Genomic DNA, 18312 nt, shown 5'->3' with positions numbered 1-18312 from the left:
CTTAGTAGCGGTCGTTCCTTTTGGAGCGATCGTTTTGGTTTGCCGATAAGATGCGATAGGGTAGCAGAGAAGCAAAGAAAGGAATGATTATCATCGAAACAATGAATCAGTTAAAATTCACACGTATTTATACACTTGGACGTCTTGTAAAGTCAAAAACAGAGGCTTGGGACGCACAACCAACAGGATTCAATAACACGATTCGTTGGAATGCGGGCCATATTTTTGTAACGATGGAAACACTCGTTCAAAAAGCAGTGGAAGGTTATGAACCTGTCCATCCTGAATGGATTCCTCTCTTTGTGTCGGGGTCAGGACCTAACGATTGGCAAGGAAATGCCCCATCAATGGACGAGCTCCTCACGGCTTTAGAGGCACAACCAGAGCGTGTCGAAAAAGCGCTTGAAGGCAATCAGCACAATACGTTACAGGAACCGATGTCAATTGGGCCCTTGCATACGATGGCGACAGTTGAGGCGGTCGTTCAATTTGCAGTGTGGCATGAAGGCGTTCATGCAGGCATGATTAATGCATTGAACCGCTTGGCATAAGAATAATTCATTAAAAAAATAAGCAGTCATCATACATCAGGTATAGTCTGACGTGTGATGACTGCTTTTTAATTCACTAAATCATGCTTAAACGCATAAATAACTGCTTGTGTCCGGTCTTGCACTTCTAGTTTAGCTAATAGATTGCTAACATGCGTCTTCACTGTTTTCAGGGCAATAAACAAATCATCAGCGATTTCCTGATTCGTTTTACCTTTGGCGAGGTGCAATAAAACTTCGTGTTCACGTTCCGTCAACTCATCGTGGGGTTGCCGTTCATTGCCCGCTCGCATTTTGCGCATCATTTTTGTTGTGACTTCAGGTTCCAACACCGTTTGTCCTTTCAATGTTTCACGGATGGCCTCCGCAATTCGCTTCGCATTCGATGTTTTCAATATGTAGCTGATTGCGCCTGCTTCAAGTGCCGGATATACTTTGTCGTCATCTAGAAAACTAGTCACGATAACGATTTTTGCTTCCGACCACTCCTTTATGATTGCGGCAGTTGCTTCGGCACCGTTCATTTCAGGCATGACCATATCCATCAAAATAATATCGGGGCGTAACTCGAGTGCTTTTTCAACGGCTTCGCGCCCATTTACCGCTTCACCGATAACTTCCATATCGGGCTGAATCTGAAGGTAAGCCGATACACCGATCCGCACCATTTCGTGGTCATCCACTAATAGGATCTTGATCATTCGATTCATCTCCTTTTCGAGCAGGTAATTTTACTTCTACAATTGTTCCTTGTGAGGGAACGGAAACAATTTTGCATGTTCCGCCGATTTCAATTGCACGTTCTTTGACGTTTTGCAGCCCATATGAGCCGCCTTTTCCGTCACTATCCTTGAACCCGACACCATTATCTTGCACACGGAAAATCGCGAGTCCGTCTCTTTCCACAAATAGCACATCGACTTCCGTGGCTTGTGCATGGCGCAGTGTATTGGATAACGTCTCCTGCGCGATGCGGAATAAATGATCCTCTGCACCTTTAGATAATGTCACTTCTTCCAAGCGGAATCGGATATCGAATAGAACTTTTTCTCTTAATTCAATTAACAATTCTTCAAGCCCTTCAGCGAGCGATTTATTGTTCAAGGCCGCCGGTCTTAAATGGAGGAGCAACGCGCGCATTTCCAGTTGTGCCTGTTGGACGATTCGCTCGACTTGGAGTACCGATTTTTGTGCTATAACGGCTTCGTTGTTTTCTGTAATTGCGGATAATAGCATCGATGCGGCGAACAGTTGCTGGGATACTGAATCATGCAACTCGCGTGCAAGCCGCTGTCGTTCCTGTATAATTCTTTCTTGGATCAGTTTGTCTTGCTCCTCCGCACGCTCATCTATTATACGTTGCAGACTTTTTCGTTGTGTATGAATGACTGTTGACACCGTCCCGATTGCCCGGTCCATGCGGGGAGAGAACTTCCAGATTGAATCGGTTTCTAGCTCGGTGTCGATCAACGCCGTTATCCTCTGCTCAATCGCTTTCTCCCTTGAACTTCCTAAAAACCCCGTCCATATGGCGATACCCCAGGCAAGCAGGAGAATAGTGTTCAAAATCCACCAACCAAGAGGAACTTCCGCAAACTTCAATTCGTAAAATGCAAACCAACTTTCCTCTAAAGGCAACCCAATAATAAAATAGAAGTACACCGCGGCAATCACGGTAAATAGAAACGATAAAACAAGTCCCCGTCCGATAACTGCCTTCATTTTCGTGTCACCTCGACATCTCCGCCCCAAGTGGAAAGTGTAATGATAAGTTCAGGGGACTCAGCTGATTTCCCTTCATAACTATCTTTCATATGGAGCGACTCGTTAATGAGTCGTTTTCGGTAGATATTGAACAGCTTAGCATCACCAATTAATGTCGTGTAATGAATGCGTACGGGGATTTCGTAAGGCAAGTCAATCTTAATTTTCCCTATACCTTGCCTAACGGAAATTAAAGAAGTCCCTTTTGGTAGCACCGTATCCGTGACATCGATGTGGATATCACCAAAAAGTCCTTGGATATGGATATCCTCCCACTCATAAGACGAAAAGGGGGATGACTGGACGGAAAAAAATTTGTTTTTCCAAATTCCATTTGGCGTCTCTCGCTGAAGATCCTTGAGAGGACGCATAATTTCCTCCGACGGTACACCTTTCCATAATCTTACAAGGACGTAGACGATGACGGTGAAGATGAGTACTCGTAAACTCCACAATGTGAAAAGTGCCATCGCGATGAAAAACAGGCCCGGTAAAAATAGCAGTTTCGATCGCTTCCGCAATCCGTAATAAATAAGTCCGGCACCGAGAAGGACGAACACGATATTGCCATTATGAAAGAAAGCCGCCTCAACAAAAATGAGCAGCAGAAAAGTGAGTCCCCAAAATGTGATTTTGCTCGTATCGATTCGTTTCATCTTGTTATTCCCCCTTCTTGAGGTCAGATTATCTGTCAGTAAGGAAAGTAAGGAAGCAGGTACGCGACCTAAGTAAGCCGCGTTCTGTGACGACGTTTGCATACCTGCATCCTACAGTCTATTTTACACAATTTCTACTTCTTTTGCGGATTCTTTCTCTAATGTCTAGGCTTCAGGTGCCAGATGCTCGGGACATAAGTCAGATAGGCTATGTGGCAAAGTGCGCCACGTCGCCAATCTGTCTTATGCCTGTCGCGGGCCTACAGGATGTAGGTCACACAGCCGTTGCCACACGAAGTGGCGAATTTAGGCTGTATTCACTTTACGGCACCTTCCGCTTTTCCTAATGACTCGAGGCGACGGTCCATAGATGACGTTTCGTACTCACGTTCAATCTTTCCACCAAGGTTTTCGATATACTTTTTCATATCGCCAACTGACGCCATTTTGCTGTCTGCATTTTCAGGAGAGATGACTTGGTCCATGCGATGATGGGCCCGCGTCACATTCTCTTTGCCCATTAATTGTAGCTGACGTACTTTCATGTCTTTGACTTTATGTTTCATTTCTTCGAATTTACGTTCAAGTGAAATCAGTTCATAGGCCGTTTCCATAACACTTTCCGATAGTTCTGCTGCACGCGTATCGTACGCGGCGATTTCCTCCTCAGCAAATGCAACTAAGTCTTCTTCACCTGCAGTTTGTGCAAGTGCGAGCTGATTGCGGCGTTTGTCTGCCATCTTTTCTGCTTCTGCCAATTCTTTCTGCAGTTCTGTTTTTAGTTTGCTTTGACGTTCAAGTAATTTGCCGATTGAATCGGTCTGTTTTTCTGCCTCGCGGATGTATTGATTCAACATGGCGATTGGATTTTTGCTTTCTTTTTTATCGAGCACCGTGTGAAGATCTGCTTGTACCGAGTATTTGAATCTATTCCAAAGTGAGTTCATAGTTAGTTCCTCCTCATTATTTTGTAATTTCATTCCACTGACGTTCGAAGTTTACGAATGGATCATCGGTGGCGTTATTGATGATGTTACTATTTTCTGTACCATGCCATTTACGCCAAGTGTACAGAACACCCACTAGAGCAATGATTCCGATGAATGCTGGTACATTTGCAATTGCTGTTAACAAGCCAACGACAAGTACGCCTCCCCAGAATATTTTTGAGATTATGGAAGTGCTCTTTCTGAAATAATGGAACCCCGCGTATGCAACTAATGCAGAAAATGCAAGTGCGAGAAGTGATCCAAGGTTTACAAGGGCAACGATTGCCGCTGTAATACCGAGTGCTGCAAGACCTAGTTTTTTCATTTGTTGTTCCTCCTTTCGTTTGTAGCTTAATCTTATAACGATTTCCGGCTCGTCCAAACGGGCGCTAAGCGGATTTTCATCTAAGACTTGAGGCTGATTCAGTCTAAGTCATACTAGATTTTGTAAGTATTTTCATGTATTCTATTATTATAAGAAAAATTAATTAATTCAGATAACTAGGTGTGGGAATGAAAGAGATTGTTATTGTTGAAGGAGTGGGAACTGCGGTAGGCAGGGAAAAGGGAGCTTTTCGGTCTACAGACTTGATGAACTTGTGGATATGGACATCTACACAGCAAGTGCTGATAAAGTTAATAATCTATTACTTTCAAAAGCGCATGTTACACAAGGGGGATTGACCATTGGCGAGATACAAATTTGAAACGGATGAGCACGTCATGTTTCGAGATTCGCTCCGAAAGTTTCTTCAAAAAGAAGCTGTCCCACACTACGATACATGGGAAAAAGACCGGCTTATTCCAATCGCGTTTTGGAAAAAACTCGGGAAGATGGGATTCCTCTGTCCGCAAGTGGATGATAAATACGGTGGACTTGGTCTGGATTTCAGCTTCAGCGTTATAATCGGGGAAGAACTTGAGCGTGTAGGCACAGGCCTTACGGGTGTGGGCTTGCACAATGACATCGTTGTTCCATATATTGAATCGTTTGGCACTGTGGAGCAGAAAACACGTTGGTTACCCGGATGTGTAAGCGCTGACAATATTACCGCTATTGCAATGACGGAGCCAGGCACAGGATCGGACCTGGCTAATATCTGGACAACTGCAATTAAAGATGGTGACCACTACGTCGTGAATGGTCAAAAGACGTTTATCACAAATGGTATTAATGGAAACCTTATGCTCGTTGCTGTAAAAACCGATCCATATGCCGAACCGAAACATCGCGGCGTCAGTCTACTTATTATAGAAGAAGGAACGCCAGGATTCACGAAAGGTCGCAAACTCGATAAAGTAGGGCTACATTCGCAAGACACGGCGGAGTTGTTTTTTGACGATTGCCGCGTTCCTGTAGCAAACCTGATCGGCGAAGAAGGAAAAGGATTCAGCTACATGATGGAAAAACTACAGCAGGAACGGCTTGTTGTTGCGATTGCTGCACAGACGGCATCTGAAGACATGCTGGAATTGACATTGGCGTATGTGAAATCGCGGAAAGCATTTGATAAGCCGATTGGTTCTTTCCAAAACACGCAGTTTAAACTTGCTGAAATTGCAACTAAAGTGGAAATTGGCAAAGCTTTTCTGGAATCACTTATCGAAGATCATCTAGTAGGAAAGGACGTCGTCACGAAAGTATCGATGGCAAAATATTGGCTGACGGATACGGCGCGCGAAATTTCGGCAGAGTGTATGCAGCTTCACGGTGGATATGGTTATATGGAGGAATATAAAATTGCGAGGCGTTACCGGGACATTCCTGTGGCATCGATTTACGCAGGGACAAATGAGATCATGAAAGTCATCATCGCGAAGAATATGGGTTTGTAGGATTTATGGATGCTTGAAGGAATAATTTAGCTTCGTATGGCATATTATCTTTCGGGACCATATGTGACGAATGTCTATGATTTAAGTTCGCACTTATTACGTAAAAAACTTATTCTACATGAAAGGGGATTGATTAATATGATGCAAACACCACTTTTATTATCTTCCTTTATTAAACGAGCAGAGCAATACTTCCCTAACAAATTAATTATTTCACGCACAGGAGAAGACTCGATTCACCGTATTCCATATCGCGAGTTCGCAAAAAGAACGCGCAAACTGGCAGATGCCCTAACAAAACTTGGGATGAAGCACGGAACGAAAGTTGGAACGTTTGCTTGGAATCACCATCGACATTTAGAAGCATACTTTGGTGTGCCAGGAACAGGTGCCATCCTTCATATGGTAAATATACGATTATCGCCGGAACATATTGCGTACGTCATTAACCATGCGGGGGATGAAATCCTGCTTGTTGATGATAATTTGTTTCCGCATCTCGAAAAACTTGCGCCTTATCTGAAAACGGTGAAACATTATATCATCATGGGAGACAGCACTGAAATACCGGAGACATCACTCGAAAATGTCTATTCGTATGAAGCGCTTCTCGCAGCAGCGTCTGAAGACTTTGTATTCCCAGAAGATCTCGATGAAAATACGCCAGCAGGCATGTGCTACACATCCGCTACGACGGGCAATCCGAAAGGAGTCATGTATACCCATCGCGGACTTGTACTGCATAGTTATGCGCTAGGACTAGCTGATGCCATGGGCTTATCTGAGAGAGATGTTATCCTGCCAGTCGTGCCAATGTTCCACGTAAATGCATGGGGAATGCCATTCGCTGCAGTCTTTTTTGGCACAACACAAGTCCTTCCAGGGCCGGGCTTAAATCCGAAGCTGCTACTGGACTTGATTGAGCAGGAGAAGGTGACTATAACAGCGGGGGTTCCAACAATTTGGCTCGCGGTGCTGAAGGAACAAGAGCAGAACCCAAGAGATTTGTCATCCCTTCGAGCCGTTGTAAGCGGTGGTTCAGCTTCACCAAAAGGATTGATCCGTGCATTTGAAGAAAAACTTGGCGTGCCGTTCATCGTTGGCTACGGTATGACCGAAACATCGCCGCTGGTCAGTCTATCCGTTTATTCATCAGGGATGAACGATTTGACAATGGATGAAAAAATCGACGTCCGTGCACTTCAAGGGTTGCCGATGCCAGGTCTTGAAGTTCGCATTGTCAATGAAAATGGAGATGCGCCTTGGGGTGGTAAAACAATGGGCGAATTAGCCATTCGAGGTCCTTGGATTGCAAGTGAATATTACAATGATGAGCGGACAGCAGAAGCCTTCCGTGATGGATGGCTATTTACAGGGGATATCGCAGTCATGACAGAGTTTGGCTATCTTAAATTGATGGATCGAACAAAAGATTTGATCAAGAGTGGAGGCGAATGGATTTCGTCTGTTGACTTGGAAAATGCGCTAATGACGCATGAAGATGTTTTTGAAGCGGCAGTGATAGCGATACCGCATGAGAAATGGATTGAACGTCCACTTGCATGTGTTGTCTTGAAAGAGGGGAAGGTTGCTGACGAAGAGATGAAACAGCGGTTGCTAACCTATTTGGCAGGCCAGTTCGCTAAATTGTGGGTACCGGACGATGTTGTCTTCTTGGATGAAATCCCGAAAACATCCGTCGGTAAATTCCTAAAATCCTCATTACGTAATCAATTGACCGAACATTATCAGCAAGTGTAAGAAACGCAAAAAGGGACCGTAACTGGTCCCTTTTTCATGTAATCAATTAAAGAGTTTAACGGCATGATATCCTATACTTGAATAATCAACTGGATAGTTAGTACTTTAGTGAATTGTATCGCAGTAATTTGATATAAACACAATATACTATAATGTGCACTAAATATAGCTTGGCGGGTAGTGTATAACTTGATTACTTATTGTGGGTAGATTGTTAACTGGGGAGAAAATTGTGGATATCTTTGTCTGTAATTTGATTAATAACCTAAAAAGATGTTTTTCGATAGAAAATTCTGAAACTATAAACATTTTTTGAAGTTATCAACTGACGACTGTTGATAACTTCGTTTTTCATAAAGTTATCAACAAAAGGTAAAGAATCCATTAGGGTAATTAATGCGAGTAATATCGGCGTAGAATCATAGGCATGGATTCTTTTGCATAAAATAATTGATAAGAAAGGCAACTTCTTTTATAAAGGAACGTCCATTCATTTCACGAAGTCAGTTTGCACTTGCATTCGGTATTTAGTAAAGTAATAGTTGGTGGAGGCGTAACGTGGAAAATTGGATTACTGAATTTATGGATCAGTTTGGCTATTTTGGTGTGTTTTTATTAATACTGATTGAGAATGTGTTTCCACCGATACCATCTGAAGTTATTTTGACATTCGGCGGATTCATGACGACGTATTCAGATATGACACGAGTGGGCGTCATTATTGCGGCGACGGCTGGATCGGTTATTGGGGCGATGATTTTGTATAGTATCGGGTTATTTCTCGATGTGGAACGCCTTGAGAAAATTGTCGATCGGTGGGGAAGCGTTTTACGTCTTACACGAAAAGACATTCGCAAGGCCGATGCATGGTTTAACAAATATGGTCCGTGGACAGTGCTGCTCTGCCGCCTAGTTCCACTAATCCGTAGCCTAATCTCGATTCCAGCAGGCATGTCGAATATGAATTTCCCGCTATTCATTTTACTTACAACAATAGGTAGTCTGATCTGGAACGCGACACTTGTTATGATCGGCGCAGCAGTTGGCGACAATTGGCAATCGATCGTCCATTATATGGACATCTATTCGAACATTGCGTACGCACTGCTAGCAATTAGCGGTATAGCGATTTGCATTTGGTATGGTCGTTTCCGTAGAAAGAGAGTGTAATTAACTTATGGAATTATTTGATTTGATTAAAGCGTTAATACTTGGATTTGTTGAAGGAATGACGGAGTTCGCACCTGTATCTTCGACGGGTCACTTGATCATTGTCGACGATATGTGGCTGAAAACGGAAGAGTTTTTAGGTAAATATCCCGCGATTACATTTAAAATCGTTATCCAGTTAGGATCGATTTTAGCAGTTGTCGTCGTATTTTGGAAACGTCTTTTTAGCCTAGTCGGTCTTTATAAGATTGATGGTAAAAAGATGAATTCACGCTTCAATTTAGGGCATGTCATTATCGGTATGCTTCCAGCTGTCATTCTTGGATTTGCGTTTAAAGATCTAATTGATGATTATTTATTCGGAGTGGAAACGGTTATTTTTGCCTTGGTAGCAGGGGCAATTCTTATGATTGTCGCTGACAAATTTGGTCCCAAAAAACCGAAAGTACAAACGTTGGACCAAATCACATACAAGCAGGCGTTCACAGTTGGTCTTGTCCAATGTCTGTCACTGTGGCCAGGGTTTTCGCGTTCAGGCGCCACGATTTCGGGCGGTGTGCTGTTCGGAATGAATCACCGGACTGCGGCAGATTTCACGTTCATTATGGCTGTTCCAATTATGATGGGCGCAAGCCTTGTATCGGTTTTGAAGAACTGGGAGTACTTGTCGATGGATAATCTGTCGTTTTACATCGTCGGATTCATCAGTGCATTCATTTTCGCATTGATTTCCATCCGCTTCTTCTTGAAGCTAATCTCACGCGTTAAACTTGTACCGTTTGCGATTTACCGACTTGTCTTAGCAGCTGTGTTAGCGGTTATTGTATTTTTATAAGAAATTGGAACGACTCCTGCACATTGGTGTACGGGAGTCGTTTTTTGTTTATATTAACTATTATAAGAAAATCTTACCCGGATTCAGTAAGTTTTTTGGATCTAACATCTGTTTCATCTGCTTCATTACCTCAAGGGCCTCTCCATGTTCGGTTTGCTGAAACTTACGTTTTCCTAACCCGACACCATGTTCACCTGTACAACTGCCTCCAACTTCGATTGCACGCATGGCCAGTGCTTCATTCGTATATTCAGCCCTTTTCCTTTCTTCAGGTTTGTTCGGGTCAAACGCTATAATTGTGTGGAAATTACCATCACCGACATGTCCGAAAATCCCACTTTTTAATCCGCTTTCTTCAACTAAATCACGTGCAAAGGTAACCATTTCGGGTAACTTCGAAATTGGGACGCAGACATCCCCGCCAGTAACAATCACTCCTTCTGCATGACTATATGCATAGCCCAGTTCATGGCGCGCTTTCCAAAGTAGCGTGCGTTCTTTTGAAGTATCCGCCGTTTCCCAATGATTACATCCGAGTTCACGCATTAGTTCCTCTGCAGTGATTGCCTCTTCTTCCGTTCCGGATTTGGTTCCTGCAAATTCAAAAAAGAGTGAATGAGCTACGGGTATATCGTAGTCCCCGTAGGCATTGATTGCCGCAATGCTTTTATCGTCGACAAGTTCCATGCGCAACACAGGGATGCCGCTCTGTAAAATTAGAGTTGCAGCTTCTGCGCAAGTGCTGATGTCATCGAATGTGCATCGTGCCGCAATAACATGTTCTGGAATACCGTGAAGTCGCAATGTAATTTCAGTGATGATGCCAAGCGTTCCTTCAGAGCCTGCAAACAGTCCAGACAAATGATAACCGGATGATGACTTTTTGGCTTTTGTTCCTGTTCGAATCACTTTGCCAGTCGCCAAAACTACTTCAAGGTTCAACACCTGATCACGCATAGAACCGTATTTCACGGCGGTCGTTCCGCTTGCATTTGTTGCAACCATTCCACCAATTGTTGCATCTGCACCGGGATCGATAGGGAATTGAAGCCCTTGCCGATTTGTAAGGTCATTCAGTTGTAAGCGGGTGATTCCAGGTTGAACTGTAATGGTTAAATCTTCAGGTGAAAATTCAATTACTTTATTCATCCGTTCAAAATCGATGGAAATACCTTTTTTAATAGGAATTATTTGTCCTTCAAGTCCTGAACCTGCGCCATATGGAGTTACGCTAATGCCAAATTGATCACCAACGCTCATAATGGTAACAATGTCTGCGGTGTTTTCTGGAAAGCAGACAACATCCGGTTTAATGGCTGGGTGCGATGATTCATCTTTACTGTGCCGAAATAATTCAGCCTCACTTTGGCTTACTTTATCGGCTCCAAGTCGTGTTTTTAATTCATTAATATACAACTATTTCAACTCCCTAATTATCTGTATGCGTTGAAACTTTGTTTTACATCCTAACACATAACCGATTGACGATGGCCTGGGGTTTTTGATTGATAAGATTAATAAATTTGTTTACGTGTTTTTGAATCAATTGGGGATGATGTATTCTCACATTGTCCTAAACTGTAACTATTTTAAAAGATGGATATTTTTGAGTGCTTTCATCAGAAAATAAAGGAAAACAGCAGCATCATAGGATTCTTCTTCTACACGAAATACTTCCTCTGTTTCATAGTCGAGTGTACCAAGAATTATCCCTACTTATGCCGAGCATAAGTAGGGATAATTCACTGTTTCCCATTCGAAAATAATGCGCTACCAATGGCTTGATAATCACGGATCATGGATTCATCTTCAAAGAGAAGACGGTCGATTTCTTCGTCGATTAATTTTTTAGGGCCGGAAAAGTTTCTTCCATATTTCAATTCGTATAGCTGCTTCACTCCAGATTCCTCACCAAGGCCGAATCCTCGATTTCATCAATGGAGCAAATGCCTGCTAGCGCCATCGATATATCGAACTCATGGAGAAGGTGGGTGAGTACTTTCTCAACACCATCTTGACCACCTGTGGCTAAACCGTAAATATATGGACGTCCTACTAATACACAATCCGCACCGAGTGCAAGTGCTTTCACTACGTCTGTTCCGTTCCGAATGCCGCTATCTATAAGGATTGGAATACGTCCTTGAATGACTTCACTTATCTCGGGGAGGGCATCTAATGAAGCGATGCATTGATCAAGCTGCCTACCACCATGATTCGAAACAATAATGCCGTCAACCCCATAATCAAGCGCAAGTTGTGCGTCGTCAGGATGCAGAATCCCTTTCAATAAGATAGGGAGTGTCGTGTATGAGCGTATTTTCTTTAAGTCCAACCAGTTGAGGTTTGGCTGATCTATGATGTCATATTGTTTTTGAAGTGCGGCTTCTTTATCCTCAAAGGGGGATTTTTCTAAAAGGTTACAAAAAGCAGGGTCAGTTATGTAGTTTCCGCATCCATAACCGCCACTTAACGGTGAATAATTGTTCAGAAGATCCATTTTTCGGATACCAAGCATTGGAGTATCGACTGTGATAACGATTGCTGAATAGCCACTTGCTTCCGCACGCTTGACAAAACTTTCAGTCACGCTTTCTTCTATGGAACAATAAAGTTGAAACCAGCGTAAATGATTCCCCATTACTTCTGCGATTTCTTCCATGGAATTAGAGGATACGCTACTCACAATGTATGGAATGCCCATAGACGCTGCAGCCCTTGCCGACGCAAGTTCACCCTCCGGATGCGCAATTCTTTGCACACCGATTGGGGCAAGAAATACTGGCGTCTTCAACGTCTTTCCGAACAAGGAAACGGAGAAGTCCCGCTTTGATACATTGCGTAAGACACGTGGGCGGATTGTCCATTTGTCGAAGGCTTTCCGGTTCGCGTCCATTGTAACTTCTTCTCCAGACCCTCGTGCAATATAATCGAAAGCCTCCTTCGAAAGTTTCTTGCCTGCTTCAATTTCCAAGTACGATTGTGCCATCAACAATTTAGCTCCCTTTTGATTGTTTATTGATGAAAAAAGTATACCGACGTAATTATGGTGTCATTGAACACTTTTTCTTAGACGAGCCTTGCGGGCTGACACTAATGTCTGGATTATAAACAAAGAAACTGTAATCCCGATGAGAATCGTCGATACTGCAGCCATTGTCGGATCGACTTGGATGCGAAGGTTTTCCCACAACGCAATCGGGAGTGTTTTCGTTTTCGAACCTGCCAAGAAAATCGATACAACGACCTCGTCAAAAGAGATAATAAAGGCGAACAGAGCCCCTGATAAAACTGCCGGTCGGATTAAGGGAAGTGTCACTTTGAAAAAAGCACCAAAGGGTGTTGACCCTAATCCCAAAGCAGCCAATTCAAGATTCTTGTCAACGCCTTTTAAACTAGCAGTCACAGTAACAAATACAATTGGAATCGCAATAATTGTATGTGCCAGGACCAAACCTAGCATACTATTTGAGAGTCCTAGAGGAGCGAAAGAATGATAAAGAGCAACCCCGATAATAATCAAAGGAATAATCATAGGGGCTACCATCAATGACATAAATACTTGTTTTCCCCAAAAATTTAGCCTTGTCACAGCAAGTGAAGCCATAATTCCTAGAGTAGCGGCAAGAATAGCGGTAAAGAGAGCAATTGTGAGGCTACGGAATGTAGCTTCTACCCATTCACTATTGGAAAAAAAGTTTGCATACCACTTTGTTGAGTAGCCCGGAGGCGGAAATTCAAAGTAACTCACGGATGAAAAAGAAATTGGTACAATGACAAGTATTGGTGCGATTAATGCAACTAGAATGATACCTACAAGTACTTTTAGCCACATATCATTCCAACCCCTTCAACATTGGATTACTGCGAGTTATCAGCAACGCAATCAATAACAAAAGTAATGTGGCTACAAATAAAACTAAGGAAAGTGCCGACGCCAAATGCCAATTCAAAGTTGTGTTAATATTACTTTCTATTAACATTGAAATCATTGGCGTACCCGCCCCTCCAAGTAAAGCTGGGGTAATATAGTACCCGAGACCCATAACAAATACTAAGAGGGAACCAGCTAATACGCCTGGAAGTGATAGGGGTAAAAAGATTTGAATGAACGCTTTCCAGGGACGTGCACCCATCCCTTGCGCAGCCTGAAGCAATCGTTGATCAATTCCTTCCATAACCGAATACAAGCTCAAAATCATGTAAGGTAGAAGGATATGGGTCATCCCAATAACGACCCCGGTTGTATTGTAAAGAAGATCAAGCGGCTCATTAATAATGCCGAGTTCTAGCAGTAGCTTGTTGATGGCTCCGTTCTTTTGAAGCAAGATTGTCCATGCGTACGTACGAACGAGTAAACTTATCCAAAAAGGAATTAAAACAGCTGCAAAGATTACTTTTTTCCACAAACCAGACTCCGTTCTGACCAGCATGTAGGCAACTGGATAAGCGAAAATTAAAGCGCAAAATGTAACAATTAAAGCTATTTTCACTGTCAGCCATAGCACTTTCAAATAGACTGGGGTCGTAAAGATATGGCTTAGGTATTGCAACGTAAAACCATCGTCATTAAAAACACTTAGCTTAAAAAAATCAAACATTGAAAAAAACATTAAAACCATGATATACCCCAACGGGATAAACAAAAGAAGCCATTTCAGTCCTGTTATTCGTGATACCCGAAGGGCGAGGGATACCCGTTTGGCGGGTATCCTCAATTCACTTTTTGCTCCAATCATTTGATTCATCTCCCCTTCTTATTCGAGAAGCCATTGTTGAAAACGTTCATCGACCTTATCAAAGTTTTCAACCCACCATTCACTGTTTGTAATAATTTGTTTACCTTGATTTTCGGGAGATTGTCCCAAGCGATTTATCGCTTCTTCAGACATCAGAGGTAATGCATTACTGTTTGCGGGTGCATTATCATAGGCAGAAGACAAGGCAGCCTGCTGCTCTGGAGCAAGTGTAAAGGCGATAAATTTCATAGCTAACTCTTTGTTTGGTGCGCCTTTAGGAACAGCCCAAGAATTCGTGAAAATAATCCCCTGGTTAAACTCTAAATCGACTGGTGCTCCTTCAGTATTTGCTGCTGTGATACGACCGCTCCAAGCGGATGATAAGGAAACTTCGTTCGTAGAGAGCAAATCTGGTGGCTGGGCACCTGCTGTCCACCAAACTTTTACATGATCTTTAATTTCATCAAGTTTTGCAAAAGCACGATCAACATCTAAAGGATATAAGTTTTCGGGTTCCACTCCATCTGCAAGTAAAGCAGATTCAAGAGTCCAAAAAGGAGATTTATAAAGAGCACGGGAACCAGGAAACTTTTCAGTATCCCAGAAGTCTGCCCAGGTTTTCGGATAATTGTCAGCGCTGAAAGTATCCGTGTTATAGGCAATCACTGTTGAAAATAAGTTTTCTGGAACTGCATAATCGTTAACAAGTTCTTCCGATAGGCCTTCCTTGCTGATGACATCAAAGTCTAATTTTTCGAGTAACCCTTCTTTACCTGCTCGAATCGCAAAATCATTCCCGACACTGACAACATCCCATTCAACATTTTCGCTTTCCACCATTGCTTTTAGTTTACCGGTGTCAGGTGGGGTGACAACGATAACTTTGACGCCATATTCTTTTTCGAATGGTTCAAAGGACATCTTCTTATGGACTTCCGTGTAAGGTCCGCCCCAATCTACAACGACAAGCTCTTTAACTTTACTAGTAGATCCTTTAGTATCATTTTTGCCGCAACCCATAATACTAAGAAGCAACAGCAATAAAACTATGCTTAATCCTATTTTTTTACTATTCATTTTTATCCCCCTCATAGACTGTTTTTTCATATAGTCATGTTTGTGTTTCGTCAAAAATTAAACAGGCATCCTTGTGATTCCAACCTAAGAGAATATCCCGATTATCGAATCTCGAGTCTGACATGTGTGCGGGGACTTTAACTGTTATATTCTCCCCTGTAACCGCTTTCGTTTGAATGATGACTGAATCCCCGACGTAAATCGTATCAAGTACTTTAGCGTGAATGGTATTATGGAATTCAGATGATTCCTGAGCAATTTGAATATTTTCTGGTCGAATCGCAATGAGCATTGACTTTCCAATTATTCCTGGTTGGGCAACGTCTGTTTTGATCTTAACCGTCAAATTATCCTTAATTTTCACCTTGGTGATTTCATCGGTTATATTAATAATCTCCCCTTTTATCAAATTGATTTCGCCGATAAATTCGGCCACAAATCGATTTTTAGGATGTTTATATATGTTTTTAGGGCTATCCACTTGTTCTATTCGTCCATTGTTCATCACACAAATTCGATCAGACATAACTAATGCCTCTTCTTGATCATGCGTTACACTAATCGTCGTGATGCCTACCTTTTCTTGAATCTGCATGATTTCTAATTGCATTTGTTTGCGCAAGTTCTTATCTAATGCACCAAGAGGTTCATCTAAAAGAAGGAGGGGAGGATTGAAAACAATCGCTCTTGCTAATGCTACCCGCTGCTGTTGTCCACCGCTTAGCTGTTCAGGATATCTAGACCCGTATTCTTCCAAATGAACGAGTTTTAGAATACTTTGGACCCGTTCTATTATTTCTTCTTTTGGAAATTTACGAAGACGTAGCGGATAAGCAATATTATCCGAAACGGTCATATGAGGAAAGAGGGCATAGTTTTGAAATAGCATCCCGATTTCCCTTTCATATGGCTTTTTCTTGGTAATATCCAAATTATTCAATAGTATTGAACCATCACTTAACTCCTCAAATCCGGCTATTAATTTAAGAAGAGAGGTTTTTCCGGAACCACTCGGCCCCAAAATAGTGAGAAATTCCCCTTTATTTACAGTCAAATTAACATCATCAACTGCTTTAAACTTTTTGTAATACTTTGTAGCGTTAGAGATTGACAAACTGTCACCCAAAGCCATAAATCAAACCTCCCCTTTAATAAATTCTGTGCTACATTAATTCGGATAGATAGATGTATTGAACGAATTTTCAGTTAAAGCAGTGCGTAAAACCTTGATCTACATTTGAGTTTTCCGCATGCCGGAATCCCTTTCCATTTCCGGAATACTACCATTACAGTAATCTAAAAATTATTCGTTGTCAATATAGTTTTATAATTCAAATTACTCGTGAATGTATACTATATTAGGAATTAATGTTCCGTTATTGAATAGTTGTATAATTCTAAAATTTAATTGACAACAAAACATTGGTGTATTATGTTGGGATTTGATTCCTTTAAAAAAGTAGTGTTAATTTCATCTAGTTAACTATCGCGACCGTTTTTCGATAATCATTACTGGCACAGAATGAAAGACTTCATCATTTGGATTTAGGGATTTGTGGTTACATTTATTTGTGCACCTAAAGAAAGGGCGGAAAAGAATGATTAATTTAGTCAATAACAATGTTAAGGAAATAGAAATGTCAGGTATACGTAAAATTGCGAATGTAATGGATAAATTTCCGAATGCCGTAAACTTAACGTTCGGACAACCTAATTTTCCAACCCCTGATTATATTAAAGTCGCTGGTATAAAAGCAATTAAGGAAAATAAAACTGCTTATACAGAGACAGCGGGATTATATGAATTGCGAAAAGCAGCATGTGATTATGTGCAGGATCTTTATAATTTATCGTATAATCCAGAAGATGAAGTGATCATTACAACTGGAGCTAGTGAAGCACTTGATATTGCTTTTCGCACAATTCTTGCTGAAGGATCCGAGGTGATTATGCCTGGACCTGTCTATCCTGGATATGAACCACTTATTAGATTATGTAATGCTATTCCTATTTTTGCTGATACAACGGGTAGTAATTTCAAATTAACTGCCGCATTAATTGAAGAGAAAATAACGGACAAAACACGTTGTATAGTGCTGCCATACCCAAGTAATCCCATTGGTGCTGTATTATCTGAAGAAGAAATCCGAGAGATTGGTAAATTACTTGAGGATAAAAATATATTTATTTTAGCGGATGAAATTTATAGTGAGTTGGTCTACGGTGAAAAGCATTTTTCTATCGGATCCATTCCAGGCTTGAAAGACAAGACAATTATTGTGAATGGACTTTCAAAATCTCACTCTATGACCGGATGGCGCATCGGATTTATTTTTGCTCCTCCCTATTTGACAGAACAAATGTATAAAATACATTCTTATAATTCTGTTTGTGCGAGTACAATTAGTCAATATGCCGCAATTGAAGCGTTAACGCAGGGCACCCATCGTGAGGAAATAGTAGCCATGAAAAATGAATATAAAAATAGAAAAGACTATGTATACCAACGATTAATAGATTTAGATTTAGAAGTCGTTGAACCAGAAGGTGCATTCTACATTTTTCCTTCTATAAAGAAAACAGGATTAACATCAACAGACTTTGCAGAGAAATTACTTAACCAAGAACAGGTAGCGGTTATACCAGGCAGTGCATTTTCTGAATTTGGAGAAGGATTTATTAGAATTTCCTATGCTCAATCCATGAAGGAATTGGAAGATGGATTAGATGGAATTGAACGATTTCTGACTTCGATCAGGTAAGATTGCGAGTGGGAATTAGACATGTATTCGCTTAGAAACTCAAAAACGGCTTGTGCATAAAGTATGCACAAGCCGTTTTTGTAATTTCATTCTACTCTCCGAACATTCCCACGACTTTCATCAATAGAAGGGACAGGAACCAATTCAGGGATTCGTAAACCTATTTATTGCA

The 18312-nt window shown here is 41.7% G+C and carries 18 protein-coding genes; 6 read left to right on the top strand and 12 right to left on the bottom strand.

What is annotated here, in order from left to right; genetic code table 11:
• The first annotated feature begins 83 nt into the window (after positions 1–83).
• On the top strand, positions 84–551 hold the full coding sequence (locus tag H2672_RS01555) for a DinB family protein (protein WP_222439268.1): 468 nt from the start codon (positions 84–86) through the stop codon (positions 549–551).
• Positions 552–619: 68 nt separating this feature from the next.
• Here H2672_RS01555 and H2672_RS01550 read toward each other — a convergent pair whose 3' ends face one another.
• The 5 genes from H2672_RS01550 to H2672_RS01530 form a co-directional block, all read right to left on the bottom strand.
• Positions 620–1252 carry a response regulator gene (locus tag H2672_RS01550; protein ID WP_186668208.1) on the bottom strand — a complete coding sequence of 211 codons (633 nt, stop codon included), beginning with the start codon at positions 1250–1252 and terminating at the stop codon, positions 620–622.
• Complete coding sequence (locus H2672_RS01545) at positions 1227–2273, bottom strand: sensor histidine kinase (protein WP_186668206.1); 1047 nt, start codon at positions 2271–2273, stop codon at positions 1227–1229. Before H2672_RS01545 ends, H2672_RS01550 begins: the two co-directional genes overlap by 26 nt.
• Positions 2270–2971: a cell wall-active antibiotics response protein LiaF gene (gene liaF, locus H2672_RS01540; RefSeq protein ID WP_186668204.1), complete on the bottom strand. Its 702-nt coding sequence runs from the start codon at positions 2969–2971 to the stop codon at positions 2270–2272. The genes H2672_RS01545 and liaF overlap by 4 nt, the downstream gene beginning before the upstream one ends.
• A gap of 317 nt (positions 2972–3288) precedes the next feature.
• The gene (locus H2672_RS01535) at positions 3289–3918 is read right to left on the bottom strand and encodes a PspA/IM30 family protein (protein WP_186668202.1); all 630 of its coding nucleotides are present in this window, start codon (positions 3916–3918) and stop codon (positions 3289–3291) included.
• A 16-nt stretch (positions 3919–3934) separates the two neighbouring features.
• On the bottom strand, positions 3935–4285 hold the full coding sequence (locus tag H2672_RS01530; RefSeq protein ID WP_186668200.1) for a lmo0954 family membrane protein: 351 nt from the start codon (positions 4283–4285) through the stop codon (positions 3935–3937).
• 362 nt (positions 4286–4647) lie between these two features.
• On the opposite strand from H2672_RS01530, the gene H2672_RS01525 reads away from it, so the two are divergent.
• From H2672_RS01525 to H2672_RS01510, 4 genes are all read left to right on the top strand, one after another.
• Positions 4648–5796 (top strand): acyl-CoA dehydrogenase family protein, encoded by a 1149-nt coding sequence (locus tag H2672_RS01525; RefSeq protein WP_186668198.1) that lies wholly within the window; start codon positions 4648–4650, stop codon positions 5794–5796.
• Positions 5797–5934: 138 nt separating this feature from the next.
• On the top strand, positions 5935–7557 hold the full coding sequence (locus H2672_RS01520) for a long-chain fatty acid--CoA ligase (RefSeq protein ID WP_186668196.1): 1623 nt from the start codon (positions 5935–5937) through the stop codon (positions 7555–7557).
• 558 nt (positions 7558–8115) lie between these two features.
• Positions 8116–8727, top strand: coding sequence for a DedA family protein (locus H2672_RS01515; RefSeq protein ID WP_186668195.1), 612 nt, complete (start codon positions 8116–8118; stop codon positions 8725–8727).
• A gap of 7 nt (positions 8728–8734) precedes the next feature.
• On the top strand, positions 8735–9562 hold the full coding sequence (locus tag H2672_RS01510; protein WP_186668194.1) for an undecaprenyl-diphosphate phosphatase: 828 nt from the start codon (positions 8735–8737) through the stop codon (positions 9560–9562).
• Between the two features lie 60 nt (positions 9563–9622).
• Here the strand turns inward: H2672_RS01510 and H2672_RS01505 are convergent, their stop codons facing one another.
• The 7 genes from H2672_RS01505 to H2672_RS01475 form a co-directional block, all read right to left on the bottom strand.
• A complete protein-coding gene (locus H2672_RS01505; RefSeq protein WP_186668193.1) occupies positions 9623–10978 on the bottom strand; it encodes an FAD-binding oxidoreductase in 1356 nt (451 codons plus the stop codon).
• A 326-nt stretch (positions 10979–11304) separates the two neighbouring features.
• On the bottom strand, positions 11305–11460 hold the full coding sequence (locus H2672_RS01500; protein WP_186668192.1) for a hypothetical protein: 156 nt from the start codon (positions 11458–11460) through the stop codon (positions 11305–11307).
• Entirely contained in the window at positions 11457–12551 is a 1095-nt protein-coding gene (locus H2672_RS01495; protein WP_186668191.1) for an alpha-hydroxy-acid oxidizing protein, read from the bottom strand. Before H2672_RS01495 ends, H2672_RS01500 begins: the two co-directional genes overlap by 4 nt.
• A gap of 63 nt (positions 12552–12614) precedes the next feature.
• Positions 12615–13397 carry an ABC transporter permease gene (locus H2672_RS01490; RefSeq protein ID WP_186668190.1) on the bottom strand — a complete coding sequence of 261 codons (783 nt, stop codon included), beginning with the start codon at positions 13395–13397 and terminating at the stop codon, positions 12615–12617.
• Between the two features lies 1 nt (position 13398).
• Positions 13399–14301, bottom strand: a complete 903-nt coding sequence (locus H2672_RS01485; protein ID WP_222439267.1) for an ABC transporter permease — start codon at positions 14299–14301, stop codon at positions 13399–13401.
• Between the two features lie 18 nt (positions 14302–14319).
• Positions 14320–15378: an ABC transporter substrate-binding protein gene (locus H2672_RS01480; RefSeq protein ID WP_186668186.1), complete on the bottom strand. Its 1059-nt coding sequence runs from the start codon at positions 15376–15378 to the stop codon at positions 14320–14322.
• Positions 15379–15412: 34 nt separating this feature from the next.
• On the bottom strand, positions 15413–16510 hold the full coding sequence (locus H2672_RS01475; RefSeq protein ID WP_186668184.1) for an ABC transporter ATP-binding protein: 1098 nt from the start codon (positions 16508–16510) through the stop codon (positions 15413–15415).
• Positions 16511–16976: 466 nt separating this feature from the next.
• On the opposite strand from H2672_RS01475, the gene H2672_RS01470 reads away from it, so the two are divergent.
• Positions 16977–18140, top strand: a complete 1164-nt coding sequence (locus H2672_RS01470) for an aminotransferase A (RefSeq protein WP_186668182.1) — start codon at positions 16977–16979, stop codon at positions 18138–18140.
• Positions 18141–18312 lie beyond the last annotated feature (172 nt).

Source organism: Sporosarcina sp. BP05, assembly GCF_014282005.1.
GTDB lineage: Bacteria > Bacillota > Bacilli > Bacillales_A > Planococcaceae > Sporosarcina.
This window is presented reverse-complemented; position numbering and strand designations above follow the sequence as displayed.

Bases quoted from the DNA above. Each gene is read 5' to 3' on its own strand.
- H2672_RS01480 (WP_186668186.1), bottom strand. From the start codon at position 15,378: ATGAATAGTAAAAAAATAGGATTAAGCATAGTTTTATTGCTGTTGCTT.
- H2672_RS01555 (WP_222439268.1), top strand. From the start codon at position 84: ATGATTATCATCGAAACAATGAATCAGTTAAAATTCACACGTATTTAT.
- H2672_RS01510 (WP_186668194.1), top strand. From the start codon at position 8,735: ATGGAATTATTTGATTTGATTAAAGCGTTAATACTTGGATTTGTTGAA.
- H2672_RS01490 (WP_186668190.1), bottom strand. From the start codon at position 13,397: ATGTGGCTAAAAGTACTTGTAGGTATCATTCTAGTTGCATTAATCGCA.
- H2672_RS01475 (WP_186668184.1), bottom strand. From the start codon at position 16,510: ATGGCTTTGGGTGACAGTTTGTCAATCTCTAACGCTACAAAGTATTAC.
- H2672_RS01535 (WP_186668202.1), bottom strand. From the start codon at position 3,918: ATGAACTCACTTTGGAATAGATTCAAATACTCGGTACAAGCAGATCTT.
- H2672_RS01530 (WP_186668200.1), bottom strand. From the start codon at position 4,285: ATGAAAAAACTAGGTCTTGCAGCACTCGGTATTACAGCGGCAATCGTT.
- H2672_RS01485 (WP_222439267.1), bottom strand. From the start codon at position 14,301: ATGATTGGAGCAAAAAGTGAATTGAGGATACCCGCCAAACGGGTATCC.
- H2672_RS01550 (WP_186668208.1), bottom strand. From the start codon at position 1,252: ATGATCAAGATCCTATTAGTGGATGACCACGAAATGGTGCGGATCGGT.
- H2672_RS01495 (WP_186668191.1), bottom strand. From the start codon at position 12,551: ATGGCACAATCGTACTTGGAAATTGAAGCAGGCAAGAAACTTTCGAAG.
- H2672_RS01470 (WP_186668182.1), top strand. From the start codon at position 16,977: ATGATTAATTTAGTCAATAACAATGTTAAGGAAATAGAAATGTCAGGT.
- liaF (WP_186668204.1), bottom strand. From the start codon at position 2,971: ATGAAACGAATCGATACGAGCAAAATCACATTTTGGGGACTCACTTTT.
- H2672_RS01520 (WP_186668196.1), top strand. From the start codon at position 5,935: ATGATGCAAACACCACTTTTATTATCTTCCTTTATTAAACGAGCAGAG.
- H2672_RS01545 (WP_186668206.1), bottom strand. From the start codon at position 2,273: ATGAAGGCAGTTATCGGACGGGGACTTGTTTTATCGTTTCTATTTACC.